The sequence below is a fragment of the Bradyrhizobium sp. SZCCHNR1053 genome (assembly GCF_032381235.1).
Classification (GTDB): domain Bacteria; phylum Pseudomonadota; class Alphaproteobacteria; order Rhizobiales; family Xanthobacteraceae; genus Bradyrhizobium.
Window position 1 is genome coordinate 116,014 of record NZ_JAUHJM010000015.1, and the last position, 25,972, is coordinate 141,985.

The window sequence follows — 25,972 nt, forward strand, 5'->3', positions numbered from 1 at the left end:
TGGAAAGGCCGGCGGCTCAACGTGGCGATCCCGACGGCAACGGTGGCGGTGGCGGCAGACGCGGCGGCGGCTCGCGCCAGCGGCCGGCGTTGCGCCCGGCGATCAGCCAATAGACCAGTCCGCCGACGATGCCGGCGCCGGTCAGGATCTCGAGATGGCGGCGCACGATGCCTTCGAAGCGGAAGGTCTCGGGATCGAACGGGACGAGACCGAGATAGCAGGCTGCGCCGACCACCCCGCCGCCGATCGCATAAGCAACCACGCTGCGGATCGAGAACGCCTCGGTGATCAGTGAGATCAGCAGCGCCGGGATCAGCGCGAAGCCCGACACGAAGATGAAGCCGAAGCCGATGATGACCTCGAACGCGCCCTGATCGATCGGGCCGTTGCCGAGATCGGCGAACTCCGGAAACAGGATCGCGGTCACGACGATCAGCCCCGCGAGGAAGCACGCGCCGAGAAAGGCGAAAGCGATCACGAAGAGACGGCCAATCAGCGCCATGGCTTTAGACCCGTGTTACCCAAGCGAGGCCCCGCTTTCTTCGCTCGTCATGGCCCGGCTTGAGCCGGCCATCCATCATTCAGTCGATGAATTGATGGGTGCCCGGGTCAAGCCCGGGCATGACGATCTTGTTCGGAGATGCAGGCGCGATCAATCATCAATCCGTCATCGCCATCGCGCGCAGTGCCTGACGCTCCCGCGCGGACAGCTTCTCCGTCTCCGACTTCAACTGGCCGCAGGCGGCGAGGATGTCGCGGCCGCGCGGCGTGCGCACCGGCGAGGAGTAGCCGGCGTTGAAGACGTATTCGGAGAACTTCTCGATCTGCTCCCAGTCCGAGCACTCATAGGCCGAGCCGGGCCAGGGATTGAACGGGATCAAATTGATCTTGGCCGGGATGCCCTTGAGCAGCTTGACCAGCAGCCTGGCGTCATCGAGCGAATCGTTGACGCCCTTGAGCATCACATATTCGAAGGTGATGCGCCGCGCGTTGGAGGCGCCCGGGTAGTCGCGGCAGGCCTGCAGCAGCTCTTGGATCGGATATTTGCGATTCAGCGGCACCAGTTCGTTGCGCAGCTCGTCGCGCACGGCGTGCAGCGAGATCGCCAGCATCACGCCGATCTCCTCGCCGGCGCGCTTGATGTTCGGCACCACGCCCGAGGTCGACAGCGTGATCCGGCGGCGGGAGATGCCGATGCCCTCGTTGTCCGAGACGATCAGCAGCGCGTCGCGCACCGCATCGAAATTGTACAGCGGCTCGCCCATCCCCATCATGACGATGTTGGTGATCAGCCGGTTGCCGAGCGGGGTCTCGCGGTCGGCCCAGTCGTTCAACCGGTCGCGCGCCACCATGACCTGGCCCACGATCTCGCCCGCGGTGAGGTTGCGGACCAGCCGCTGCGTACCGGTATGGCAGAACGCGCAGTTCAGCGTGCAGCCGACCTGCGACGAGACGCACAAGGTGCCGCGATCGGTCTCGGGGATGTAGACGCACTCGACCTCGTGGGCCTTCTGCAGATCGTCGCCGCTCGGCAGCCGCAGCAGCCATTTGCGGGTGCCATCGTTGGAAATCTGTTCGGCCACGACCTCGGGACGGTCGACCGTGAAACGTTCGGAAAGCGCGGTGCGCGTGTCCTTCGACACGGATGTCATCTCGTCGAACGACCTGGCGCCGCGGAAATAGATCCAGTGCCATAGTTGCTGCACCCGCATCTTCTGCTGGCGCTCGGGCACGCCGATGTCGCCGAGCCTGGCCGCCAGCTCCGCACGCGACAGGCCGATCAGCGAAGGCTTCGCCGGCGGGACGTAGGTTTCGAGCGGAGTCTTTTCGAGGGGCGCGGAGGAATCGCGCAGCCCGGCAGTCGTTGCCATGTCGATGGGCCCAAAGTGCTGCCCGGCCGCGGCGGCCGAAGGCTTTCAGCGGGCATATATAACGATCCGGCCGGCAAATGCGACCCGCCCGGCGAGCGGTATCGGCGGCTGCCGTCTACCGGCGGCAATCCTGCGCGATGCGGTCGAGCGCCTGGGCCAGGCCCTTCAGTGAGAACACGTCGGTGGTTTCCGTGCCCTTGACCGAGACGCCCTTGACCACCGCCTCGGGCGCCTTGCGCATGGCATCGACCATCCGCTCTTCCTCGGCGGCGTTCTTGATCCAGAGCCCGTCGCCCTGGGTATACATGGCGTAGGAGGCGCCGCCGACCTCCACCGCGGCGTCGGATCCGGGCTTCAGCGCATAGCCGATCATGATCGAGACCTCGTTGAAGACCTTCTCGGAGGGCCGCGTCGACACGAAGGCATAGGCAGGATCGCGCGGACGGTTGGGCGGATTGGTCTTGGAAGATGTCGGCTTGGCCAGCGCGAAGCAAACCTTCTTGCCGCCGGGCATCGCGGTATAGGCGCCCCAGCCGCCGAACTGTCCGATCAGCGTCGGTTCCGCCCCCCCGATATTCGGGACGGCTGGCTTCGGTTCCGATTTCGGTGCCGCCTTCGATTGCGGAGCGGCGGCCCTCGGCGCAGCGCTCTGTGCCGCAGCGAGGCTCGGTGCTCCGAACAGCAGCACGCTGCCGACCAGCGTTGTCAACAATCGCCCGAACAACATGATACGTTGAGTTCCCCCGCGACTTCGTTCCACCAATATTGTGACTGGAAAATGGCCCGGAATCGCTGATCCTTGGTCGCGATGGATAGCGGCTAAACGCTTCGCTTGCAAAGGCCGCAGACCTGGATTGTCCGGCGCTCCGCGTCCTCGAACCGGCGCCGCGCACATGCCGCGGCCTCATGATGATTGTGGCGCGGCGGCAAATCCGGCATGACGTTCCCAAAGCCGGACCTCCGATCCGGCACCAACGACCAAGGAGCGCCAATGAAAGCCATTCTCTGCTCGCAATTCTGCCAGCCCGACGATCTCGTCCTCACCGAGGTGCCCGATCCGATGGCCGGTCCCGGCGAGGCTGTGATTGCGATCAAGGCGGCGGCGCTGAACTTCTTCGACATCCTGATGATCCAGGGCAAGTACCAGATCAAGCCGCCGTTCCCGTTCTCGCCGGGTGCGGAGGTTGCGGGTATCATCGAAAGCGTTGGCGATGGCGTCACCGACCTGAAGATCGGCGACCGCGTCGTCGCCTCCTGCGGCCATAACGGCGCGCGCGAGAAGATCGCGCTGCCAGCAGCGTCGATCGTCAAGATACCGGACAATCTCGATTTCGACCGCGCCGCCGGCATCATCATCATCTACGGCACTGCGCTGCATGCGCTGGAGGATCGCGCCAGTCCGAAGCCGGGCGAGACCTTGGCCGTGCTCGGCGCGGCCGGCGGCACCGGCCTTGCGGCGTGCGAGCTGGGCAAGCTGATGGGGTTGAAGGTCATCGCCTGTGCCTCTTCGGACGAGAAGCTCGAATTCGCCAGGCAGCACGGCGCGGCGCTGACGCTGAACTACGCCAAGGAGGATCTCAAGGAGGGGCTGCGGCGGCTCACCGACGGCAAGGGCGCCGACATCATCTTCGATCCCGTCGGTGGTGCCTACGCCGAGGCGGCGCTGCGTTCCATCGCCTGGGAGGGCCGCTTCCTGGTGATCGGCTTCGCCGCCGGCGACATCCCGAAAATGCCGCTGAACCTCGCGCTGCTGAAGGGCTGTGATATCCGCGGCGTGTTCTGGGGCGCCTGGACCCGACTCAACCCCGCCAAGAACCGCGCCAACCTTGAAAAGCTCGTGCGGTGGACCGCAGAGGGCAAGCTGTCGTCGCATGTCGACCGCACCTTCCCGCTGGCGCAGACCGCCGATGCCTTGAAGGTGCTCGCCGGCCGCCAGGCGATGGGCAAGGTGATCCTGCACCCCTGAGGACGTGCGATGAAGGCGCCCGGGGTGCGTATCCCCGGGGTAGCCTCGCCCTGATCCGCGCAACCAAACCGAGCAGAGCCCTGCCTGCTCTGCGGACGGCTTGCTCGAGCCGGCCCGAGGTCGCTGTGACATCCTCGCGCTGCGAGGCGCCGCAAATTTGTTCTGCGGGCTGCCGCGCCGGCGTCACGGATTCGCAACCGGAAGCAGAAAATCCGAAAACGAGCGTTTCTTGGTTAACGCAACCGAGCCACATTGTGGCATGGTAAATTGTAGGGCTTGGCTGTTGTTATTTCGACGTTTCTGGATTTGGTGCGGTGCGATGTCGCACTCGCGTTGCCACAATCAGATCAAAATATTTCCAGAATCATGCCGGCTCTCGTCCACTTTTAGTCGGATTCAATTAGTCAATTAGTTGTCGGCAGTGGGGTGCCTCTGGCAATCGTGACGTGTCTCGAGCTTCTGACGGGCTTGGGACCAAAAGTATGTTGCGTGAAGTTGAGATGGGGATGAAGGCCATGGCTGAGCGGACGACGCGCGGGCGTTTCAACAACAGAACTCCTTCGGAGCCTGACTTCAGGCCTTTCCCCGATGAACTCCCTCAGGAGCGCCCACCGAACTATCGTTTCGGCCGGTCGACCCAGGACAACTATCCAAACGACGAATCGATGCCGATGTTCCTCTCTGAGTATGAGAGCGGCAATCAGATCGACAGCACGCATTTCGAGGACCAGTGGCCGGTGCGGACCCGCCGCGTGTCGGTCTCGTCTCGGATTCTTCTCGCCGTGGTGGCTGCGGCCGGCGTCGCGGTGCTCTTCGCGCTTGTCACCTCGGATGCGACGCGCGACCTGATCGCCAGTGCCAAGGCTTCCATCATCGGCGCCACGCCGGATCCGACGGCCCCGCCGCAGGCCACCAACACGCAGCTCACCGCGCGCGACATGCAGCTGAACGAGCCGGCGCGACTGCCGCCCGAGCCGCCGGCTGCGGCGGCGCCGGTGCAGACGGCAGCCGTGGCACCGACGCGTGACGACATCGCCAACGCCTACCAGACAGCGCTGCAGAATCGTAGCGTGACGCAGCCCGCGCCGGTTGCAGCACCACCGAGCTTCGCCACGGCACCATCCGCGCCGGCCCCGAGCGCGATGGAGCCATCCTCGATCAATTCGCCGGGCGCCGGATCGGCAATCGTCGCGCCCGGCCTCGGCGCCGTGACCGCTGCTCCGCCGCCCGCGCAGGTCCGCCGGCTCGATCCCGACGAGCTCGCGGGCATCATGAAACGCGCCAAGAGCCTGCTGGCCGCGGGCGACATCCCGCCGGCGCGACTGCTGCTGGAGCGCGCCGCCGAGGCGCAAGAACCGGCCGCAGCGCTGATGCTTGCGCAGACCTACGATCCGCACGTGCTGGGAACGAAGGACATCCGCAACATCAATGCCGATCCGGCTGCGGCGCGCAACTGGTACCGCCGCGCCGCCCAGCTCGGCTCGACCGAAGCGCAGCGCAGGCTCGATCAGTTGCAGAACTGAACGCTCGTGACGGCAGCGATGCCGCCCCGTTTCATTTTTTTGTTTCACGCGTGATTTTCGAGTCCGTTCATGGGCGACGCCAGGCGAGACTTGGTGCTGCCCGCGTTCCGGCTCGCAAACATGTGCCAACCTTACATCGAGGGGGACAGATGCGACGTGTTGTTGGAGCGGCCGTAGCCGCAATGATGATGATAGCGTGCGGCTTTGCTGCCCACGCCGAGGAAGGCGAGTTCGACCCCGCCAAGGTGAGCGACAGCCTCAAGGCGATCTTCCAGTTCGGCTCGGTGCAGACCAAGCAGGCGCTGAACGCCAACACGGTGACGCTCATCACCGGCACCATCGGCGGCACCTATGTGCAGTTCGGCGCCGACCTGGCCTCGCTGCTCGATGACGGCAACAATCTGCGCGTCTTGCCGATCGTCGGCCGCGGCTCGGTCCAGAGCGTGGCCGACATCCTGTTCCTGCAGGGTGTTGATCTCGGCATCGTCCGAGCCGACACGCTCGACTATCTCGAGCGCAAGGGCTTCGCCAAGGACATCAAGCGGCAGTTCACCTACGTCACCAAGCTCTACAACGAGGAGATGCAGGTCATCGCGCCACGCGCGGTGCGCACGCTGCGTGACCTCGAAGGCCGCCGGGTCAGCGTCGACCTGCCGAATGGCGGCACCTTCGTCACGGCGCTGACGGTGTTCGAGCGGTTGGGCCTGCGCGCCAACTTCGCCTATATCGAGCAGCGCATCGCGATGGAGAAGCTGAAGCGCGGCGAGCTCGATGCCGTCATCGTGGTCGGCGGCAAGCCCTACAAGTCGGTCAGCACCTTCGTCAACGACGGGCGCTTCCATCTCGTCAACGTCGATTACGATCGACCGCTGCAGACCGACTACCTGCCGGCGACCCTGACCGCGAAGGACTATCCGAACCTGATCGCCGAGGGCGAGAAGGTCGACACGATCGCGGTGCCGGCCGTGCTCGCCGCCTATAATTGGGCGCCGAACACCGACCGCTATCGCAAGCTCGCGACCTTCGTCGATGCCTTCTTCACCAAATTCCCGGCGTTCCAGAATCCGCCGTTCCATCCGAAGTGGAAGGAGGTCTCGCTGTCGGCGCCGCTGGCCGGCTGGCAGCGGCTGCCGTCCGCGAGCAAATGGCTGGAGAGCCATGCCATGGAAGGCGCACAGCGCGACCGCTTCGATGACTTCCTGAAGCAGAGCAGCGCCGGCAGGGCGATGCCGAGCGAGGCCGACCGCGAGGCACTGTTCAAGCAGTACCAGGCCTGGGAGGCCGAGAAGACCGGCAGCGCCCGCGCCCAGGCGCGCGGCCAGCGCTGAGATCGTAGCGTTCAACGAGGTCCCATCAGGAGAAAAGCCCCGCGAACGCGGGGCTTTTTGCTGTTGTTTGCCGTTGTGCCCTTCCGAGGCGCTGACTGCGGGAACCCGGCTTGCCGGCCCGAGCCGCCGTCAGCCGATATTCTCGCCGTCCTTCGCGACGTCAGCGTTCTTGTCTGCCGCCAGCCGCGCGAGTACGGCGCGGGCCGCGGCATGATGGTCGGGCGTGATGTTCGAGGCGACCATGCGGATGGCGGTGGCGAGCACCGCCGCGTCGTCGGTGAAGCCGAGGATGGGCAACACGTCAGGCATGAAGTCGAACGGCACGACGAAGTAGGCGATGGCGCCGAGCAGGGCGACCTGGACGTGCCGCGGCGTCTCCTTGTCGAAGGCGCAGTAATACGCCGCAAGCAGCTCCTCGGCGAACGGCAACCGCGCGACAACCTTCTTGAACTTGATCCAGAAACGGCGGCGAAGGGTCTCGCGATCCCGGGCCAGCCGCTCCGCGGGCTCGAAGCCAACGTTGTAGTCGGTCGCATCCGACATGATGTCCGATCTCCGGTTCCAGACGGCGCTGGAGGCGCCATGCTCGAGCTGTCATGTGGGGACGGCGACCTTGGCCGCAAGGCACCCGTATCCGCGTGGATTCGTCAGCCGCTGATCGTTGCGGCGATCGCATCCATCGCCTTGGCGAGCTCAATGTCGCGCGTGGTCACGCCGCCTGCGTCATGGGTCGTGAGGACCACCTCGACGGTGCGGTAGACGTTGCGCCACTCGGGATGATGGTCGTGCTTCTCGGCGACCAGCGCGACCCGGGTCATGAAGCCGAACGCTTCGTTGAAGTTCTTGAACGTGAAGGTGCGGGCGATGGCCTCACGGCCCTCCAGCTCGGACCAGTCGGGAAGCTCCCGCAGGGCGGTGGCGCGTGCCTCCGCCGACAATCGTTGCGGCATCTCGATCTCCTCTTGTGGTGCAATCGACCGGACACGTGGCAGCGTCCGGGCGATTGCGGGGCTACCTCCGGCTGGATCGCGCCGGTGTCCGGTTGCCAAGACTAGCCGAAAACGCATCCCGATCAGAGCCTTGTCACAGGCGCCATGCCGGGAGGGGCTCGGAACTGTCCCGATCCTGCGGTAACTGGTGCGATGGTAACCATGACGCAGATGTCACCCCGGGCGGACAAGAAATTTGCTACAGTTCAGCTCTATCGAAGGACGACGTGGCCAGACGAAGCCGCCTGTGGCATCGCCCGGGCCTGGGACCACCGGAGGACGGGAATCTGGTAGATACTCAGACCACGCCAGCGCAGCGCTCACGGATGCGCCCTGCCGTGTTCATCGTCATCGCCGGGATCCTCGCGGTCGTCGGCGCTTTGACGGGTGCCTACTATTTTGCGATGCGTCCCGTGGTGCTCAAGATCGCGGTCGGTCCGCCCAACAGCGACGACCTGAAGGTCGTCCAGGCCCTGACCCAGGCCTTTTCCCAGTCGCACGCCTCCGTCAGGCTGCGGCCGGTTCCGACCGAGGGCGCCGCCGAGAGCGCGCAGGCGCTGGCCGCCGCCAAGGTGGACCTTGCGATCGTGCGGGGTGACCTCGAGGTCCCAAAGAACGCACAGGCGGTAGCGACGCTGCGCAAGAACGTCGTCGTCCTCTGGGTGCCCTCGTCCGGCAAGGGCAAGAGCCGCAAGGGTGGCGCCAAGATCACGAAGATCTCGCAGCTCGCGGGCCACAAAGTCGGCATCATCGGCCGGACGCCGGCGAACGCGAACCTGCTGAAGGTCATCCTGCGCCAATATGGCGTCGACCCCGGCAAGGTCGAGATCGTCCAATTCCCGATCACCGAGGCCGCCGAAGCGGTCCGAAGCCAGAGGGCCGATGTCTATCTTGCGGCCGGTCCCATCAACAGCAAAATCACGGCGGATGCGATCGCCGCCGCCACCAAGGAGGGCGGCCCCCCCACCTTCCTGGCCATCGATTCCGCCGGAGCCATCGCACAGAACCATCCCGAATACGAGGCCACCGAGATTCCGGCCGGCGCGTTCGGCGGGGCGCCCGATCGCCCTGAAGATGAAGTGAAGACGATCAGCTTCAATCACCACATCGTGGCACGCAAGGGCCTCGCCGAATCGACGGTCTCGACGTTCACGCATCAGCTGTTCTCGGTGCGCCAGCAGCTGATGTCGGAATTTCCGCTTGCCGCCAAGATCGAGACGCCGGACACCGACAAGGACGCCGCGATCCCCGTCCATCCCGGCGCGGCGGCCTTCGTCGACGGCGAGGAGAAGACCTTCCTCGACCGCTACAGCGACTACATCTGGTGGAGCCTGATGGCGCTTTCGGCGATGGGCTCGGCCGGCGCGTGGTTCGCCGGCTATCTCAAGCGCGACGAACGCACCATCAACACCTCGCTGCGCGATCGTCTGCTGGAGATGATCACGATCGCGCGCAAGTGCGATTCGACCGAGGAGCTCGATCAGCTCCAGGCCGAGGCCGACGAGATCCTGCGCAACACGCTGACCTGCTTCGAGGACGGCGCGATCGAGCACGCGGCGTTGACCGCGTTCAACATCGCGCTCGAGCAGTTCCACAACGCGGTCGCCGATCGCAAGCTCATCCTGATGAGCATGCCCGCCAATCTGCAGCGAACCGGCGCGCAGTTGCGTGCCGCCGGCACCTGAGGTCTGCCACGCTCCCCTTGCGGCGGTGTCGCGCACTGCCCAAGACGCCGCGTGTAATTCCAGCGTCATCAATCTTTTCTAGGTCTGCCGGGCCGTGGCTCGCGCCTGCTCCCGCGCGCGATCCGACCAGGAGATCCGCATGACGCTTCGCATTCCTCGACCGCGCACAGCCCTGTCCCGCCGCCGCTTCCTGTCGACAGCCGCCGCAGCCGGCGTCACGACGCTGGCGATGCCCTATCTGAGCCGCGCCGCCGACCGGCCGCAGATCACGCATGGCGTGCAGTCCGGCGACGTTGGCATGGATGGCGGCGTGGTCTGGGCGCGTGCCGACCGGCCGTCGCAGATGCTGGTCGAGGTGGCGACCACCGAGTCGTTCAAGGACGCGCGTACGCTGCCTCCGGTCGCCGCACTTCCGGAAAGCGACTTCACGGCCAAGATGCTGATCGACGGTCTGCCCAGCGGCCAGGACATCTTCTACCGCGTCAAGTTCCGCGACCTTTCGCATGTCGCGGTCGAAAGCGAGGCCGCGCTTGGCCGCTTCCGCACCGCGCCCGGCAACAGGCGCGACGTCTCGTTCGTCTGGGGCGGCGACGTGGCGGGGCAGGGCTGGGGCATCAACCCCGACGATGGCGGCATGTTCACCTTCTCGACGATGAAGAAGCACCGCCCGGACTTCTTCCTGCACTCCGGCGACACCATCTACGCCGACGGTCCGATCAAGTCCGAGGTGAAGCTGCCGGACAACAAGGTGTGGAAGAATCTCACCGTGGAAGAGAAGGCGAAGGTCGCCGAGACGCTCGACGAGTTCCGTGCCGCTCACAAATACAATTTCCTCGACGAGAACGTCCGCGCCTTCAATGCCGAGGTGCCGATCTTCGTGCAGTGGGACGATCATGAGGTCACCAACAACTGGTCGGCCTCCAAGGAGCTGCCGGCCAGCTACAAGGAGCGCAACATCCAGCTGCTCGCGGCCCGCGCGGCGCGCGCCTTTCACGAGATGTATCCCATGCGCGAGAGCATCATCGAGCCGGGGCGCGTCTATCGCACGATCAATTACGGCCCTCATCTCGACGTGTTCGTGCTCGACGAGCGCAGCTACCGCGGCGCCAACGGTCCCAATCTCGAGGACAAATATGGTCCGGCGTCCTACTTCATCGGGCCGGAGCAGATGCGCTGGCTGAAGCAGGCGCTGCTCAATTCGCGCGCGACCTGGAAGGTGATCGCCTCCGACATGCCGCTCAGCATCATCGTCTATGACGACGCGGCCAACAAGAAGGGCTCGGAAGCGGTTGCCCAAGGGGACGGCCCGGCGCGCGGCCGCGAGCTCGAGATTGCCGAGATCCTGCGCTTCATCAAGACGGCGCCGATCCAGAACACGGTGTGGCTGACGGCGGACGTGCACTACGCGGCCGCGCACTATTACGATCCGAACAAGGCGCAGTTTCAGGACTTCGAGCCGTTCTGGGAGTTCGTCTCCGGTCCGCTGCATGCCGGCACGTTCGGTCCGAACGAGCTCGACAACACCTTCGGCCCCGAGGTGCGGTTCATCAAGGCGCCGGGCCTCGATAAGCAGAACCTGCCGCCATCGGCCGGCATGCAGTTCTTCGGCCACGTCAAGATCGAGGGCGCCACGGGCCAGATGACCGTGACCCTGCGCGATCGCGCCGACGTCGCGCTGTGGTCGACCACGCTCGATCCGAAGCTCGGCTGAGCTGTCGTTGTTCGGCGGCAAGACGATCGCGTGCTGCGACGGCAACTAGTCGCGTCGGCGCAGCACCGCCTCCAGCGCGTCGGTCGGGCAAGGCTTCGGCAGCCGTGGCCGGTCGGCGAACGCGGCCGGCACGCGGTCGGCGCCATAGCCGGTGGAGAAGGCGAAGGGAATGCCGAGCGCCGTCAGCCGCTCGGCAATCGCAAAGCTCTTTTCGCGGACCAGGCCGACATCGAGCAATGCGAATTGCGGGGCGCGCTCCGCGATCATGGCGAGCGCGGTCGCGACGTCGGCTGCGATCCTGATGTCGGGAACGCCGAGGTCGGTGATCGTGTCTTCCAATCCGAGCGCAATGATGGGGTCGTCTTCGACGACCAGCACATGTTGATAAAGCTCGGGCACGCCTGATTGCGAGCTGGTCATGGGATCTGCGGGTTCCAGGATGAGGGATGGGCGCCGCAGCCGGCGTCTCCTCTTGAGTGCGCTGGCGGGTTCCTGGAACCAAGGCAGCATATCAGAGTTCCTGTGTCGGTGCACTTGTGAACACAAGGAGCACGAATCACGCACATGCGTTGCGCGCAGGGGATGACGATGCTGAGCCAGGGTGTGACCACGCTGAACCGGGAGCGGCCCCACAACAACCTGCTGCTGCGGCTGAGTGCGGCCGACTACGCGCTGATTTCGCCGTATCTGGTGGAGGACGAGGCAACGCCGAACGATCTGCTCTACAGTCCCGGGGACGACGTGCAGATCGTGCATTTTCCCTGTGGGCCGGCGCTCACGTCCTATCTCGTCCCCAATGAGGACGGCCGCGACGTCGAGACCATCCTGGTCGGCCGCGAGGGCGCCGTCGGCGGCATCGTCAGCGAGGGCTTCCTGCCGGCCTATACGCGGATCGTCGTCAAGTTCGGCGGCCCGTTTGCACGGCTGCCACTGTCCCGCCTGGCGGCCGCCAAGCTGCAATCCAAGACGCTCCGCAACGTGTTCGCGCGCTACGCCGATTGCATGCTGGCGCAGATGTTCCAGTCGACCGCCTGCAACGCGATTCATTCGATCGAGCAGCGGACGGCGAAGTGGATCGTGGCCGCGATGGACCGCACCGACGGCGAGCCGATCGTGCCGCTGACGCATGAGCAGCTGGCGACGCTGCTCGGCGTCGGCCGCAGCTATGTCAGCCGGGTCGTCCAGACCTTCCGAGCCGAGGGCATTCTCGAAACCCGCCGCGGCGCCTTCATGGTGCGGGACTTCGACGCGCTGAAGCGCCGCTCCTGCCTGTGCAACGAGGCCGTGAAGACCCATTTCGAGGAGGTCCTGCGCGGCGTCTATCCGACCGAGCAGGCCGCGACGGGCTGAGCCCGCAGGCGCTTTTTACTTTCCGCGCATGGGCGCAGCCGACGGCTGTCAGCGCTGGTCCTCGTGGGATTGCCGGTCGGAGTGGTTGGTCTCGTCTTCTACCGCGCCGCCCGGAAGCGTGCGGTCGCGGAGGCGTTAGCCAGCCGCTCGGAAACCGCTCCTCGTTCCTGAAAGCAGTCATTGTTTTTTGGCATTTTCTGCCTATATTGCGCCGCAACGCGTGAGGTCTGCCCGGTCGATTGGCCGGGCTTCCTATTTGGGGCTGCCGGCCCCTGCCGCCGAACGAGTTTCGCGAGCGCGCGTCGTAAAGCTAACAGCTTGATTCGACTATAACAAAGCGCGCGCCCCGCCGGGGACAGAGCACGGGCTCTTGAGAAAGCTTAGAAGACACTGACCATGAATCTTCGCAACATCGCCATCATCGCCCACGTCGACCACGGCAAGACCACCCTGGTTGACCGTCTCCTGCAGCAGTCGGGTACCTTCCGCGAGAACCAGAAGGTTGCCGAGCGCGCCATGGACTCGAACGACCTGGAGCGCGAGCGCGGCATCACCATCCTGGCCAAGGCCGCCTCGGTGCAGTGGAAGGACACCCGCATCAACATCGTCGACACCCCCGGCCACGCCGATTTCGGCGGCGAGGTCGAGCGCATCCTGAACATGGTGGACGGCGCCCTGGTGCTGGTCGACGCCGCCGAGGGCCCGCTGCCACAGACCAAGTTCGTGGTCTCCAAGGCGCTCAAGGTCGGCCTCAAGCCGATCGTCGTCATCAACAAGGTCGACCGTCCCGACGCCCGTCCGACCGAGGTCATCAACGAGGTGTTCGACCTGTTCGCCGCACTCGACGCGTCCGAGGAGCAGCTCGACTTCCCGATCCTGTACGGGTCGGCCAAGCAGGGTTGGATGGCCGAGAGCCCGGAAGGTCCGAAGGACGCCGGGATGCAGCCGCTGTTCGACCTGGTGCTGCGCCATGTGCCGGCGCCGTCGGTCGAGGAGGGGCCGTTCCGCATGATCGGCACCATCTTGGAGGCCAACAACTTCCTGGGGCGCATCATCACCGGCCGCATCACCTCGGGCAGCATCAAGCCCAACCAGGCCGTGAAGGTGCTGAACGCCGAGGGCAAGGTCGTCGAGCAGGGCCGTATTTCCAAAATTCTCGCGTTCCGCGGCATCGAGCGCGTGCCGCTCGACGAGGCCGAGGCCGGTGACATCGTCGCCATCGCAGGCCTGACCAAGGGCACCGTCGCCGACACGTTCTGCGATCCCTCGGTCGAGACTCCGCTCCCGGCGCAGCCGATCGACCCGCCAACCGTGTCGATGTCCTTCATCGTCAACAACTCGCCGCTGGCGGGCACCGAAGGCGACAAGGTCACGAGCCGCATGATCCGCGACCGCCTGCTGCGCGAGGCCGAGGGCAATGTCGCGCTGCGCGTGGTCGAATCCGCCGACAAGGACGCCATGGAAGTGTCGGGCCGCGGCGAATTGCAGCTCGCGATCCTGATCGAGACCATGCGCCGCGAAGGCTTCGAGCTGTCGGTGTCGCGTCCGCGCGTGGTGCTGCAGAAGGACGAGGCCACCGGCGCTTGGCTGGAGCCGATCGAGGAGGTCGTGATCGACGTCGACGAGGAGCATTCCGGCGTCGTCGTGCAGAAGATGAGCGAGCGCAAGTCCGAGATGATCGAGATGCGCCCGTCCGGCGGCAACCGCCTGCGGCTGGTGTTCTACGCGCCGACCCGCGGCCTGATCGGCTATCAGGGCGAGCTGCTGACGGACACCCGCGGTACCGCGATCATGAACCGCCTGTTCCACGGTTATGCCCCGTTCAAGGGCGAGATCGCCGGCCGCCGCAATGGCGTCTTGATCTCCAACGACCAGGGCGAGGCGGTGGCCTACGCGATGTTCAAGCTGGAGGACCGCGGCCCGATGATGATCGAGCCGGGCTGGAAGGTCTATCGCGGCATGATCGTCGGCGAGCACACCCGCGACAACGATCTCGAGATCAACGTGCTGAAGGGCAAGCAGCTCACCAACATCCGCACCACGTCGAAGGACGAGGCGGTCCGTTTGACGCCGCCGATCCGGATGACGCTGGAGAAGGCGCTGGCCTATATCGAGGACGACGAGCTGGTCGAGGTTACGCCGAAGTCGATCCGCCTGCGCAAGAAGCATCTCGATCCGAACGAGCGCAAGCGCGCCGAGAAACAGAAGGAAGCGGTGGCGTAATTTCCGCCCTCCATTCTCAAATGCGTCATGGCCGGGCTTGTCCCGGCCATCCACGTTTTGGGGCTTGCGAGGACGACGTGGATGCCCGGCACAAGGCCGGGCATGACGACGGAGTTGGATGAGCCAATGTCTTTCCCATCCTCCATCGACATCGCCATCATCGGCGCGGGTGCCGCGGGCCTCGGCGCCGCACATGCGCTGCAGGACAAGGGCGTCTCGTTCATCGTCCTGGAGGCCCGCGACCGCATCGGCGGCCGTGCTCACACCATCATGGCTTCGCCTGATGTTACCTTCGATCTCGGCTGTGGCTGGCTGCATTCGGCTGATCGCAACTCCTTCGTCGGCATCGCCGAGCAGCTTGCTTTCACTATCGACACCAGCCGGCCGCCCTGGCGCGACCAGGCCTATGACGCGGCATTTCCGCGCCACGAGCGCGAGGAGTTCTTGCGGGCGCTGGAGGCGTTCTTTACGCGCACCGCAGAGGCCGCCAAGAGTGGCCGCGATGCCCCGGCGAGCATCTGCCTGGAGCCCGGCAATCGCTGGAACGGCATGATCGATGCGATCTGCACCTATCTCAACGGCTGCGAGCTCGACCAGATGTCGCTGCTCGACTTCGAAGCCTATGAGGACACCGAGCTGAACTGGCGCGTTCGCCACGGCTATGGCGCGCTGGTCGCCGCCTATGGCGGGGACCTGCCGATCGCCTTGAACTGCAACGTGACCCTGATCGATCACGGCGACACGCGCATTCGCTTGACAACCTCGCGGGGCACGGTGACGGCCGACAAGGTCATCGTGACCGTGCCGACCAGTCTCATCGTCGACGAAGCGCTCCGCTTTTCGCCGGCCCTGCCGAGCAAGGTCGAAGCCGCCGCTGGCCTGCCGCTCGGTCTCGACAACAAGGTGACGCTGGCGCTCGACGGCTGGGAGCACCTGCCGAGGGATTCGGGCATGCGCGGCCGAAGCCACACCGCGCGGGTCGGCAGCTTCCAGCTGCGCCCGTTCGGCCAGCCCTGCATCGAAGGTTTTTATGGCGGCAGCTTCGCTCGCGAGATCGAGGTGGCGGGCGAGGGGGCCTTGGCGGCGCAGGCGATCGACGACATCGTGGCCCTGCTCGGCAACGACATCCGCAAGAGCCTCCGTCCGCTCGCCGAGTCCCGCTGGGGCGCCGACCCGTTCGCGCGCGGCGCCTATTCGCATGCACTGCCCGGACATGCCGACAAGCGCGCCGTGCTGGCCGCGCCGGTTGATGATCGGCTGTTCTTCGCCGGCGAGGCGACGCCCTCGGATTTCTTCTCGACCGCCCATGGCGCGCGCGACAGCGGCGAGCGCGCGGCGCGGGAAGCTCTGGCGTCAGTAACCAAGCGCTAGCACATCCACCGCCGTTGCGAGCACAGCGAGGCGCTCCAGACCGTCACCGCGGTGGGATTTCTGGATCGCTTTCGCTGCGCTCGCGATGACGTGCCCCAATCATTCCGTCTTCCCCACCATCCGCAGAAACTCCCGCGCGGCCTGCGTCTGGTGATGCTCTTTGTGGCGCAGGCTGTAGAAGTGCCGCTTGGGCAGCTCGATGTTGGCGACGGCGAGCAGCCCCGCCTTGACGGCGCGCATTGCCACCAGGCGCGACAGCACCGTGACGCCGGCGCCGACTTCAACGGCGCCGCGCACGGCCTCGTTGGACGGCAGGTCGAACACCACATCGAGCTCGGCCGGGGTGATTCCGAAGCGGCCCAGCGCTGTTTCGAGCGCGGCGCGCGTGCCGGAGCCCTGCTCGCGCAACACCCAGCGCGCCGTCCTCAGGTCGCTGGTTGTCACTGACCTGCCGCGGCACAGCGGATGATCGATCGGGCCGACCAGCACCATGTCGTCGTCCGCGACCGGCTGGGCCGTGAGCACGGGATCGTCGACATCGCCCTCGACGAAGCCGAGATCGGCAGAGCCCTCGCGGACCTGGGTCGCAACCTGCTCGGTATTGCCGATCGACAGTTGCAGCTTGATCGCTGGATGCGCGGCATTGAAGCGGTGAATGAAGGCCGGCAGCCAATAGCCCGCGATGGTCTGGCTGGCCGCCAGCGCCAGCTGCCCCCGTTTCAGGCCGGCGAGATCGTTCAGCACGGTCTCGGCGGCGGCCGCGCGCGCCAGCACCGCCTTTGCTTCGACGAGAAACGCCTTCCCGGTCGCAGTGAGCACGATGCGGCGTCCGACGCGATCGAACAGCTTGGTCTCGTAGCGGGCTTCGAGCGCGGCCACAGCCGCGGATGTCGCCGACTGGGTCAAATTGAGGTCGCGGGCCGCCTGCGTGACGTGCTCGCGGGTCGCGACCGCCACGAAGATCCTGAGCTGTTCGAGCGTCACGTGCGTCCTATGTGGTCAGCTTCACCAGGGCCAGGCTGAAGCCTGCGATGAACAGGAAGGCGAGCAGGCCCAGCGCCAGCGGCCGCAGGCCCTTTGCCTTGAGCTTGGCGAAATCCGTTTCCAGTCCCATCGCGGCCAGCGCCATCGACAGCAGGAACGTGGTCGCCGTCACGATCACGGTCTTCATCTCGGCGGGTATGCTGATCACGCTGTTGAGGCCGACCAGCGCAATGAAGCCGAATACGAACCAGGGCAGCGGCGGCTGCGCATTGCTCCGGGTCTCGCCGCCATGGCGCGCCCGCCGCGTTGCCAGCAGGCCGAGCGCGAGCACGACCGGTGCCAGCAGCATCACGCGGGCCAGTTTGGCGATGGTGCCGAACTCGCCGGCCTGCTGGCCCTGCTGAAACGCGGCCGCGACCACCTGGGCGATCTCGTGAATGGAGGCGCCGCTCCACAGGCCGAAGGCGTGCGCGTCGAGATGCAGCAGTGTCGGAAGCAGCGGATAGATGAACATTGCGATCGAGCCGAACACTGTGACGCAGGCCACTGCATAGGCGACGTCCTCGTCATGGGCGCGCGTGACCGTGTTGGTCCCGATCACGGCGGACGCGCCGCAGATCGAGGTGCCGGCGGCGATCAGCTCCGCCAGCTTACGATCGACGCCGAGCAGCCGTCCCATCCACACCGTAAACAGGAAGGTGCCGGTGAGGCTCAGCGCGATCACCACGAGTCCGCGGGCGCCGACCTCGACGATCTGGGCGGCCGTCAGTTGCAGGCCGAGCAGGATGATCGCCAGCCGCAGCACGCGGCTCATCGAGAAGGCGACGCCGGGCTTGGCTCGCGCCGGCGTGCCGATGACGTTATGCAGTGCCATCCCTGCCACGATCGCGAGGATCATCGGGCTGAACAGGCCGAGGCCCGGCACCAGGCGCAGCCCGAAGGCGCAGGCCGCGAGCGCCGCGGACAGCGCGAGCCCGGGCAGCAGCGTCGGTGCCGCCGGCGTCGCAGGCGCGTGGGCAGGTCGATGATGAATGGCAACGGGCGCATCGGCGATCAGATCATGCGACGGGGCAGCCATGGAAAACTCTCCCAAACAGGGTCTGGGGAGGAGAATTTCATGCTGCAATCAATCGATCCAACAGATTATATTGTATATATCATTCGTTTCAATCGATTAATTTCTGGCTCGCTCCCTCATCTCACCGCGGATCGGATCAGGACTCCAGCACCCGCCTTCGCAGCTCGGCATCGGGCACGAAGCAGGATTCGTATTTGCCGAAGATGCGGTAGCGGTTGCGCGCGACCAGGCTGTAGACCGCATCGCGCAGCGGCTTCGGGATGGCGCGCAGCGCGCGCGTCCAGCCCCAGCCCGGCAGGCTCGACAATACGGTCAGCGCAGCATCGGATTTCAGATGCGCCTTGCCGCCGTGCACCACCGCATTGGTGTCGGGCTCCTGGGGATCGATGCCGAAGGCCTGCGCCAGCCGGGTGCCGTAGGGCGACTGGATCGGCGTGAAGCGGAAGCGCCTGGCGGTGTCGCGCGCGATCACGAACTGCACCCAGCGGGAGCAGAACACGCAGACGCCATCGTAGAGGATCACATCATCGTCGGGCCAGTTGGTCATCATCGATTGTCCATCATGAGCAGCGCGACCAGCATCAGCACGATCGCTGGTCCCGTCTTCACCAGCGCGCCCAGCGGCTCGAGCCAGAGGTCGGGCGTGAGGATCGCGCAGCCGAGCATGTAGCCGAGCGAGACGAGGATGCCGGCGGCGAGCCCGAATGCTGCGGTTCTGCGGAACGCGATCAATACGCCGACCGAAATGTCCATCATGCTGGTGATCGCCGCAAACGGGGCGGCGAACCAGTCGGGCCAGCCGCGCGTGGTCAGGATCGTCGTGGTCGCGGGGAACGAGACCAACAGTGCGATGCTGCCGGACGCGACCCAGAATACAACAAGGCTCGCGATGATCAGCGGCTTGATCAGGAACAGGCGTGCGAACCATTTGTCCTGAATGGTGGCGCCATGCGTGCCCACGGCGTCGTCCAGCGTCGTCGGGGTAATGCCGGTTGCCGCGATCCACGGGTCCGGATCGCCACGTACGCCCCTGCGCAATTCGGCGATCGCGGTCGTGCGCATCGGCGGCATCCAGCCGAGCCGGCTGCAGAGGTCACCGGCGAAAGCGCCGAGATTGATCAGCGGCGCGGGCACGGCAACGCGTGGCCAATCCATTGTGCCGAAACTGCGCCGAAACGCATCGACGACGTCGCCAAGCGTCATCGCCTCGGGCTGCATCAGGTCCCAGCTCACCGCGCGCGTCGCCTCGTCATCGATCGGCCGCATCGCGAGCCAGGCGATGGTCGCGGCGATGTCCGCGACCGCCACCGGCTGGAACGGTGTCGCCGCATCCTTCGCCGGCAGGTCGACCGGAAGCGCCGCGAGCGCGCGGACCATCGCGCTGCCGCCATAGGCCGACGGTGCGATCACGAAGCCCGGGCGCAGGATGGCGTAGGGAATGCCTGAGGATGCAATCAGCCGCTCCGCCTCGCGCTTGGTCGTAGCGAAGGCGGTGTGATCCTCATCGACCGTACCGGGGATCGAGATGTGAATGAAGCGCACGCGACGGCCGCAGGCCGTGATCGCTGCGAGCACGCGCGCGACGAACTCACGATGCACGGCCGTAGTGTCGCTGCCCGGGCCATCCTGCAGCACGCCGAGGCAGTTGACGACGACATCGATCTCGTGGGCGCGGATCAGACTCGCCAGAGCCGGCGCATCGAGCGCCATGATCGGCAGCTCGATGTCGAACGGCGACACGCGTTGTGATGGCGAGAACGCGCGCGCCACACCGACCGTCGCACAGCCACGCTGGCGCAGATCGTCGGTGATGAAGCGCCCGATCAGGCCGGAAGCGCCAAGCACGAGGATGCGGGGGTTGGTCGACGTGATCATGCGCGTCTCGTCAGAACGGCTTTGCGATCATCAGCCAGAGAATGGCCATGACCGCGCCGAAACCGGGGATGCCGCACAGGAACCAGCGGCGGAAGACGATGAAGTAGCGCGGCGGCAGCTCCTCGGCGCCGACGTCCGCGAGGCGCGCCAGGTCGCGCAGCTCGATCTGCATGAAGATCACCGGCACCCAGAACAGCCCGGCGACCGCGTAGAGCGCGAGCGAGGTGAGCAGCCAGCCGTCAGTCACAGCGGTCGACGACAGCCACATCAGCGTGCCGCCCGTGACCGGCTGCAGCAACACCGCGGACAATGTGAAGAGCATGTCGGCGATCACGACCACGCCGGCGGTGCGAGCGATGAACGCGGCCTCGCCGCTCAGATGCGCCATCAGCATGAAGAATGCGATCCCCGTGCCGGTGCCGAGAATGACGATGGCGCCGAGCACGTGCAGATATTTGACCAGGAAATACAGCGTCATCGTGTCCTGCTAGTTCGGCGGCATCGGATGCGTCGACCGACGTGTCGTTGTCAGCGCCCGCGGCAGCAAATCCGCCGCCAGTGCCACGCCGTCGTCGTGCTCGATCATCCAATGCCCCTCCTCGCCGGAAGGTGGCAACAGGTTGAAGCCCGCCTGGCCTCCAGCCGACGTGAAGGCATCCGCAAGCCGACGCGAAAGCGGTGGTGGAAAGTAGCTGTCATTGGCCGCAACCAGCCACGTGACCGGCACGCGCGCGCCGCGTCCGAACGCGCGGGCCGTATCAAGCAGGCGCGCCTCTGCACAGACACGCCCGGGCACGTCGTCGGCATGCCCGCCACGGCCGGGCGCGAACACGACGATTGCTGAGACGATCTGCGGCGGCTGATCGGCGAGCGCCAGCGCGCCCCAGCCGCCGGCCGAATGGCCGATGATGACGGCGCCGCCCTTCGCGGCGAACGGCTGCTCGCGCATGTCCGCGAGCGCGCGCAAAATCTGCGCCGCGGTCGCGCGTCCTGCTTTCTCATAGTCCGCGTCGGCGCAGCCGCCCTGGTCTTCGACGTAGGGACCGCCCGTGCGGCCGTGCCCGAGCCGCTCCGGGACCAGCACGGCATAGCCCCGCCCCACCAGGAGACGCGCCAGCGCCGTGTAGGTGGGCTGCGGCAGCTGTGCCCGCCACAGCGGATTCTGCGTCGAGGCATGCGCGATCACGGCCAGCGGAAACGGCCCGTGGCCGGCAGGCCGATAGAGGATCGCATGCGCGGGAATTACGGTCTTGATGGACGGTATCAGCCATTGCTGCCGGCGCGCCGGCTCGGCTTCGGGCGACGCGGGACCGAACGACTGTGCCGTTGCGCCGGCTGCCGACAGGACGACCAGTGCGAGCAACCATGAGACGCAGCGAAGCAGCACCATTCAGCCGAACGGGAAGATGTTGAGCTTGCGCCACACTAGCCCACGCCGCGGCCGGTCAGATGCAGTTTCTCCTGCGACGTATGAATCGGCGGTGACAGGACACCGCCGGCGCCCGACAATGTTGCGAAATTGTCCCTTTTCGGCACAGCTTTCCGCCACGGTGATGCCGAAAGTCCACAGGTTAACCGATCTTTAACGTGGCACCTTGAAGGCGGACCGCCGACTTGCTTTGATCTCGTCATGAGCACAACCCTGATCGAAGTCCGTCCGGCCAAGGCTGCAGATGCGGCTGCGGTGGCGTCAGCCCATGATGAAGCCTGGCGTTCCGCCTACCAGGGAATCATCCCTGGCGCAGAGCTGGAGAAGCTGATCAACCGGCGCGGCCCCCAATGGTGGGACAGCGCGATCCGCAAAGGCAGCCGCGTCAGCGTGCTGGTGTTCAACGACAAGGTCGCAGGCTATGCGAATTACGGCCGCAATCGCGCCCGCAGCCTGCATTTTGACGGCGAAGTCTACGAGCTTTATCTGCGACCGGAATTTCAGGGGCTGGGGTTCGGTCGCCGGCTCTTTCAGTCCGCTAAGCGCGACCTCGCGCAGAGCGGCCTGAAGAGCATGGTGGTGTGGGCGTTGTCCGACAACGATCCCGCCACCGAGTTCTACCGCGCATTGGGCGGCCGCATGGTCGCGCGGTCGTCGGAGCGCTTCGGGCCGAAGTCGCTCGACAAGGTCGCCTTTGCCTGGACCAACTGAGCCTGGACCGGCTGTGCTCTGTGCGCGTTAGGCGTTAACGCGCCCTCGAATTGAACTGAAAGTGTTGGCCTGAGGTAGCTGTTGCGCAGCCGCGATTTTTTTGCGACTGCGAATGCCAGCGCTCGCCTGTCGAGCGTCCGACCCTCAACGTTCAAGTTCCCAAACGTTCAAGTTCTACGGAGCATCCATGCGCATCGACGCCATCCCGATCGGGAAAGATCCGCCGCGCGAGGTCAACGTCGTCATCGAAGTGCCGGTCGGCGGCGAGCCGATCAAGTACGAGCTCGACAAGGAAGCCGGCACGCTGTTCGTCGACCGCTTCCTCTATACGGCGATGCGCTACCCCGGCAATTACGGCTTCATCCCGCATACGCTGTCCAACGACGGCGATCCCTGCGACGTGCTGGTGGCCAACACGCGCGCGATCGTGCCCGGCGCGGTCATGAGCGTGCGCCCGGTCGGCGTGCTGCTGATGGAGGACGAGGCTGGCGGCGATGAGAAGATCATCGCGGTGCCGTCCTCGAAGCTGACCCAGCGCTACGACAAGGTCCGCACCTATTCCGACCTGCCGGACATTACGCTGCAGCAGATCCAGCACTTCTACGAGCACTACAAGGATCTCGAGCCCGGCAAATGGGTGAAGGTGCTGCGTTGGGGCAATGCCGACGACGCCCACCAGCTGATCGCCGAAGGCATCGCGCGCGCCAAGGCCGCGAAGAAGTGAAATGATTGACGTCATTCCGGGGCAGCCGCGCAGCGGCTGAACCCGGAATGACGCAGGTGGTTACACCGCCGGCCTCGGCAGCCCGGCAATGGCGCAGGCGGCGCGCAGCGTATTGACCAAGAGGCACGCGACCGTCATCTGGCCGACGCCGCCGGGCACCGGCGTGATCGCGCCGGCGACCTCCGCCACTTCCGCATAGGCGACATCGCCGACCAGCTTCGTCTTGCCGTCAGCCGTTGGGATACGGTTGATGCCGACGTCGATCACGGTCGCGCCGGGCTTGATCCAGTCGCGTTTCACCATCTCCGGGCGCCCGACGGCGGCGTAGACCAGATCGGCGCGCGCGGTCAGCGCTGGCAGGTCGCGCGAGCGCGAATGCGCGATCGTCACCGTGGCGTTCTCGTTCAGCAGCAACTGCACCAGCGGACGGCCGACCAGGTTGGAGCGGCCGATCACGATCGCGTTCAGGCCCTCGAGCGAGCCGTGCACGGTCTTGCTGAGGATGATGCAGCCGAGCGGCGTGCACGGCGCCAGCGCCGGCTGGCCGCCGGCGAGACGGCCGGCATTGTGCGGATGCAGACCGTCGACGTCCTTGGCCGGATCGATGGCGTTGATGACGGCCTCGGTCTCCAGCCCCTTCGGCAGCGGCAGTTGCACCAGGATGCCGTGCACGGCGGGATCGCGGTTGAGCTTGCCGATCAAGGCCAGCAGCGCGTCCTGCGAGACGTCGGCGGGCAGCTTGTGCTCGAACGAGGCCATGCCGGCAGCCTGGGTCTGGGTGTGCTTGCTGCGGACATAGACCTCGGAGGCCGGATCGTTGCCGACCAGCACCACGGCAAGGCCTGGTGTCAGGCCATGGTCGCGCTTGACCCGCTCGACCTCACGGGCGACCTGCGCGCGCAGGTCGGCTGCAATGATCTTTCCGTCGATGATGCGCGCGGTCATTTTGCTCTATCCTCGGTTCAAAGGCTGTTCATCGAGCAAGATGCTGGCCGCGTGCTCCCACGCTCCCCTGGAGGGGGAGGGTCGATCGCACGCGAAGCGGGCGAGCGGGGTGGGGTGAAAGCCACGGATGCCGGTGCCGGTGGAGAGATCACCCCACCCCGCCTCACGCTCGCTTCGCTCACCGTGAGGCGACCCTCCCCCTCCAGGGGAGGGTGAAGATCGCCGCTTGCGAAGCCGAAAGGCCTCGGCTCGCGCTTCTTGCGTCTATTCTCGTTGTTTCCTGGTCGGCTTATGGCCTGCAATGAGGTCGCGCAAGGCCTGATCGAGCGCGGACGGATCGCCGTCGATGGCGACCTGTTTCAGCCGTGATGTCGCGCCAGAGGTGATTCGCACCGAGGCCTTGGTGACGCCGATCGCCTTGGCCAGCAGCTCGGTCACGGCGCGATTCGCCTCGCCGCCATCGGCGATCGCGCGCACCCGGACCTTCAGCACATCGCGGCCGTCGGACAGCGTCTCGACGCCATCGACGGCGTCCCGGCCGCCGCGTGGGGTCACCCGCAATGCGAGGGTGACGCCGCCCTTCGAACATCGCCAAGGGACCATCGATAGGGACCCTCGATCCGAATCAGCAGCAGACCTGAGTTGACGCAGCCAGCACCCTTGAATCCCGCGCGTCTACGTCAGTGCGTGCAGGCGCTAGACAAACAGACCCTGAAGCGCCGGGATGATCACGAACCGGATGAACTGGATGAGGATGAAGAGAACGAGAAACGAAAGGTCCAACGCTCCGGCAGGAGGCACGAAGCGCCGAATCTGTCGGAGCGCGGGCTCTGTCAGAGCATCAAGCGTGTAAAGCACCTGTCGGACCAAGTCGTTCCGGACGTTGATGACGCTGAACGCGACCAGCCAGGACATGATTGCCGCAACGACCAGGATGAACACGTACAGGCCGAGAAGCCAGTCAACGAAGTCTAAGAGGCGTATCATCCGGGGTTCCTGGAACGAGATATCACCCGGTTAGATATCTGTTCCCTCCCGCGCAAACAAGGGAAGGTGCCCGTCAAGGCTAACAGGCGATGTGACCGTTCTTGACTTGACCAGGGCACCGACTGTAAATGGCGCCCGATCTGCCGGCCGCCTGTTCCCAACATCAAAGCGGTCGTGTTACGGGGCCATAGCTCAGCTGGGAGAGCGCGTCGTTCGCAATGACGAGGTCGGCGGTTCGATCCCGCCTGGCTCCACCACGCTTCGCCTTTCAGGCTACGCGTGGCGCAGCCACGCAATGCCTGAAAGGCGAAGCGTGGTGCCCGGCGTAGCCTCTTGGCGAAGCCGGGCTGAAGTCTGAACATTCCAAGCCAATCGACTGACCAGGACGCCGATCCTACTCCGCCGCCTCGGCCATCGCCGCCACCGGCTCGCGCGCCAGCCAGCCATCCAGAAAATGTGCCAGCCAGGCCCGCTCGGCGGCGTCATGCACGGCGCGACCCTCGAAATGATGGTGGCGCAGACGGGCGCCGGGGGTGTCCAGCCGGGCATGACCGCGGGTGGTCCAGCGGCACATCATCGCGTAGGTCACGTCGGGGTGGAACTGCAGCCCGGTGGCGTTCTGGTATTGATAGGCCTGCACCGGAAAGTCGCCGCCCTCGGCGAGCAGCTCGGCGCCATCGGGCAGGTCGAAGCCCTCGCGGTGCCAATGATAGACGTGATCAGGCCAATGCGGGCAAAGCCTGCGCCCGGCCCGGGTCGGGCGGATCGGATAATAGCCGATCTCGGCGCGCCCCTCTGGATGCGGCGCAACGGGGGCGCCGAGCTGGATCGCCAGCATCTGCGCGCCCAGGCAGATCCCGAGAAACGGACGCTGCTCCCGCAGCGGCACCTCGATCCAGTCGATCTCGCGGCGGACGAAGTCGTCCGGATCGTTCGCGCTCATCGGACCGCCGAAAATAACGGCACCCGCATGCCCATCGAGCGTCTCCGGCAGCGGATCGCCGAACCGCGGCCGGCGGATGTCGAGCGGATAGCCGCGGGCGCGCAGGGCGTTGCCCACGCGGCCAGGGCTCGATGTTTCCTGATGCAGGATGATGAGGACGGGCCGCTGCGGCGCAGCCGCCGGGGCCAGCTTCGAGTAGAGATGCCGAACGTCCGCCTGGGTCCCGTTCGGATGGAGCGAAGGGTCTTGCCTGAGCATCACCTGGCGATCATAGCTAAG

At 65.8% G+C, this 25,972-nt stretch carries 26 protein-coding genes and 1 tRNA gene; 11 read left to right on the forward strand and 16 right to left on the reverse strand.

The genetic code is table 11. The annotated features are described in order from the left end of the window. Positions 1 to 16: 16 nt before the first annotated feature. From QX051_RS26805 to QX051_RS26815, 3 genes are all read right to left on the reverse strand, one after another. Positions 17 to 502: a hypothetical protein gene (locus tag QX051_RS26805; RefSeq protein ID WP_315740454.1), complete on the reverse strand. Its 486-nt coding sequence runs from the start codon at positions 500 to 502 to the stop codon at positions 17 to 19. A 157-nt stretch (positions 503 to 659) separates the two neighbouring features. Next, entirely contained in the window at positions 660 to 1,871 is a 1,212-nt protein-coding gene (gene rlmN / locus QX051_RS26810; protein ID WP_315740455.1) for a 23S rRNA (adenine(2503)-C(2))-methyltransferase RlmN, read from the reverse strand. A gap of 115 nt (positions 1,872 to 1,986) precedes the next feature. Then, positions 1,987 to 2,598, reverse strand: a complete 612-nt coding sequence (locus tag QX051_RS26815) for an invasion associated locus B family protein (protein ID WP_315778183.1) — start codon at positions 2,596 to 2,598, stop codon at positions 1,987 to 1,989. Positions 2,599 to 2,862: 264 nt separating this feature from the next. Here QX051_RS26815 and QX051_RS26820 point away from each other — a divergent pair, with 264 nt between their 5' ends. The 3 genes from QX051_RS26820 (at position 2,863) to QX051_RS26830 (ending at position 6,688) form a co-directional block, all read left to right on the forward strand. After that, positions 2,863 to 3,837 carry an NADPH:quinone oxidoreductase family protein gene (locus QX051_RS26820; RefSeq protein ID WP_315778184.1) on the forward strand — a complete coding sequence of 325 codons (975 nt, stop codon included), beginning with the start codon at positions 2,863 to 2,865 and terminating at the stop codon, positions 3,835 to 3,837. A 515-nt stretch (positions 3,838 to 4,352) separates the two neighbouring features. Next, positions 4,353 to 5,360, forward strand: a complete 1,008-nt coding sequence (locus QX051_RS26825) for a hypothetical protein (RefSeq protein ID WP_315740458.1) — start codon at positions 4,353 to 4,355, stop codon at positions 5,358 to 5,360. 149 nt (positions 5,361 to 5,509) lie between these two features. Beyond that, positions 5,510 to 6,688, forward strand: coding sequence for a TAXI family TRAP transporter solute-binding subunit (locus QX051_RS26830; protein WP_315740459.1), 1,179 nt, complete (start codon positions 5,510 to 5,512; stop codon positions 6,686 to 6,688). Between the two features lie 129 nt (positions 6,689 to 6,817). Here QX051_RS26830 and QX051_RS26835 read toward each other — a convergent pair whose 3' ends face one another. Together QX051_RS26835 and QX051_RS26840 are read right to left on the reverse strand one after the other, a co-directional pair. Continuing rightward, positions 6,818 to 7,231, reverse strand: a complete 414-nt coding sequence (locus tag QX051_RS26835; RefSeq protein WP_315758657.1) for a YkvA family protein — start codon at positions 7,229 to 7,231, stop codon at positions 6,818 to 6,820. 104 nt (positions 7,232 to 7,335) lie between these two features. Then, positions 7,336 to 7,755 carry a 4a-hydroxytetrahydrobiopterin dehydratase gene (locus QX051_RS26840; RefSeq protein WP_315778185.1) on the reverse strand — a complete coding sequence of 140 codons (420 nt, stop codon included), beginning with the start codon at positions 7,753 to 7,755 and terminating at the stop codon, positions 7,336 to 7,338. 260 nt (positions 7,756 to 8,015) lie between these two features. On the opposite strand from QX051_RS26840, the gene QX051_RS26845 reads away from it, so the two are divergent. After that, positions 8,016 to 9,362 carry a TAXI family TRAP transporter solute-binding subunit gene (locus QX051_RS26845; RefSeq protein ID WP_315740462.1) on the forward strand — a complete coding sequence of 449 codons (1,347 nt, stop codon included), beginning with the start codon at positions 8,016 to 8,018 and terminating at the stop codon, positions 9,360 to 9,362. Positions 9,363 to 9,501: 139 nt separating this feature from the next. Next, entirely contained in the window at positions 9,502 to 11,073 is a 1,572-nt protein-coding gene (locus tag QX051_RS26850; protein ID WP_315778186.1) for an alkaline phosphatase D family protein, read from the forward strand. Between the two features lie 45 nt (positions 11,074 to 11,118). Here QX051_RS26850 and QX051_RS26855 read toward each other — a convergent pair whose 3' ends face one another. Further along, the gene (locus QX051_RS26855) at positions 11,119 to 11,493 is read right to left on the reverse strand and encodes a response regulator (protein ID WP_315778187.1); all 375 of its coding nucleotides are present in this window, start codon (positions 11,491 to 11,493) and stop codon (positions 11,119 to 11,121) included. 168 nt (positions 11,494 to 11,661) lie between these two features. On the opposite strand from QX051_RS26855, the gene QX051_RS26860 reads away from it, so the two are divergent. From QX051_RS26860 to QX051_RS26870, 3 genes are all read left to right on the forward strand, one after another. Beyond that, positions 11,662 to 12,423, forward strand: a complete 762-nt coding sequence (locus tag QX051_RS26860) for a Crp/Fnr family transcriptional regulator (RefSeq protein WP_315778188.1) — start codon at positions 11,662 to 11,664, stop codon at positions 12,421 to 12,423. 396 nt (positions 12,424 to 12,819) lie between these two features. Continuing rightward, entirely contained in the window at positions 12,820 to 14,646 is a 1,827-nt protein-coding gene (gene typA, locus QX051_RS26865) for a translational GTPase TypA (protein WP_315740466.1), read from the forward strand. A 126-nt stretch (positions 14,647 to 14,772) separates the two neighbouring features. Further along, positions 14,773 to 16,017: an NAD(P)/FAD-dependent oxidoreductase gene (locus tag QX051_RS26870; RefSeq protein ID WP_315778189.1), complete on the forward strand. Its 1,245-nt coding sequence runs from the start codon at positions 14,773 to 14,775 to the stop codon at positions 16,015 to 16,017. 99 nt (positions 16,018 to 16,116) lie between these two features. On the opposite strand, the gene QX051_RS26875 is transcribed toward QX051_RS26870, so the two are convergent. The 6 genes from QX051_RS26875 to QX051_RS26900 all read right to left on the reverse strand — a co-directional run bounded on the left by QX051_RS26875 (position 16,117) and on the right by QX051_RS26900 (position 21,344). Beyond that, entirely contained in the window at positions 16,117 to 17,001 is an 885-nt protein-coding gene (locus QX051_RS26875) for a LysR family transcriptional regulator (protein WP_315778190.1), read from the reverse strand. 7 nt (positions 17,002 to 17,008) lie between these two features. Then, positions 17,009 to 18,079, reverse strand: coding sequence for a YeiH family protein (locus QX051_RS26880; RefSeq protein WP_409998144.1), 1,071 nt, complete (start codon positions 18,077 to 18,079; stop codon positions 17,009 to 17,011). Positions 18,080 to 18,215: 136 nt separating this feature from the next. Then, positions 18,216 to 18,626 carry a thiol-disulfide oxidoreductase DCC family protein gene (locus tag QX051_RS26885; RefSeq protein ID WP_315778191.1) on the reverse strand — a complete coding sequence of 137 codons (411 nt, stop codon included), beginning with the start codon at positions 18,624 to 18,626 and terminating at the stop codon, positions 18,216 to 18,218. Beyond that, complete coding sequence (locus QX051_RS26890) at positions 18,626 to 19,954, reverse strand: SDR family oxidoreductase (RefSeq protein ID WP_315778192.1); 1,329 nt, start codon at positions 19,952 to 19,954, stop codon at positions 18,626 to 18,628. The genes QX051_RS26885 and QX051_RS26890 overlap by 1 nt, the downstream gene beginning before the upstream one ends. A gap of 10 nt (positions 19,955 to 19,964) precedes the next feature. Further along, complete coding sequence (locus QX051_RS26895; protein ID WP_315740471.1) at positions 19,965 to 20,432, reverse strand: DUF2269 domain-containing protein; 468 nt, start codon at positions 20,430 to 20,432, stop codon at positions 19,965 to 19,967. A 9-nt stretch (positions 20,433 to 20,441) separates the two neighbouring features. Further along, positions 20,442 to 21,344, reverse strand: a complete 903-nt coding sequence (locus QX051_RS26900; RefSeq protein ID WP_315778193.1) for an alpha/beta hydrolase family protein — start codon at positions 21,342 to 21,344, stop codon at positions 20,442 to 20,444. Positions 21,345 to 21,584: 240 nt separating this feature from the next. Between QX051_RS26900 and QX051_RS26905 the strand changes: the two genes are divergently transcribed. Beyond that, positions 21,585 to 22,094 carry a GNAT family N-acetyltransferase gene (locus QX051_RS26905; protein ID WP_006611902.1) on the forward strand — a complete coding sequence of 170 codons (510 nt, stop codon included), beginning with the start codon at positions 21,585 to 21,587 and terminating at the stop codon, positions 22,092 to 22,094. Between the two features lie 187 nt (positions 22,095 to 22,281). Next, positions 22,282 to 22,818 (forward strand): inorganic diphosphatase, encoded by a 537-nt coding sequence (gene ppa / locus QX051_RS26910; RefSeq protein ID WP_011923519.1) that lies wholly within the window; start codon positions 22,282 to 22,284, stop codon positions 22,816 to 22,818. A 60-nt stretch (positions 22,819 to 22,878) separates the two neighbouring features. Here ppa and folD read toward each other — a convergent pair whose 3' ends face one another. The 3 genes from folD to QX051_RS26925 all read right to left on the reverse strand — a co-directional run bounded on the left by folD (position 22,879) and on the right by QX051_RS26925 (position 24,750). After that, positions 22,879 to 23,763 (reverse strand): bifunctional methylenetetrahydrofolate dehydrogenase/methenyltetrahydrofolate cyclohydrolase FolD, encoded by an 885-nt coding sequence (gene folD, locus QX051_RS26915; protein ID WP_315778194.1) that lies wholly within the window; start codon positions 23,761 to 23,763, stop codon positions 22,879 to 22,881. Positions 23,764 to 24,027: 264 nt separating this feature from the next. Next, positions 24,028 to 24,366, reverse strand: coding sequence for a DUF167 domain-containing protein (locus QX051_RS26920; RefSeq protein ID WP_315778195.1), 339 nt, complete (start codon positions 24,364 to 24,366; stop codon positions 24,028 to 24,030). Positions 24,367 to 24,459: 93 nt separating this feature from the next. Continuing rightward, positions 24,460 to 24,750 carry a YggT family protein gene (locus QX051_RS26925; protein WP_315740475.1) on the reverse strand — a complete coding sequence of 97 codons (291 nt, stop codon included), beginning with the start codon at positions 24,748 to 24,750 and terminating at the stop codon, positions 24,460 to 24,462. 181 nt (positions 24,751 to 24,931) lie between these two features. Between QX051_RS26925 and QX051_RS26930 the strand changes: the two genes are divergently transcribed. Then, positions 24,932 to 25,007, forward strand: a tRNA-Ala gene (locus QX051_RS26930). A gap of 137 nt (positions 25,008 to 25,144) precedes the next feature. Here QX051_RS26930 and QX051_RS26935 read toward each other — a convergent pair. Further along, positions 25,145 to 25,951, reverse strand: a complete 807-nt coding sequence (locus QX051_RS26935) for a glutamine amidotransferase (protein ID WP_315778196.1) — start codon at positions 25,949 to 25,951, stop codon at positions 25,145 to 25,147. Between the last annotated feature and the right edge of the window lie 21 nt (positions 25,952 to 25,972).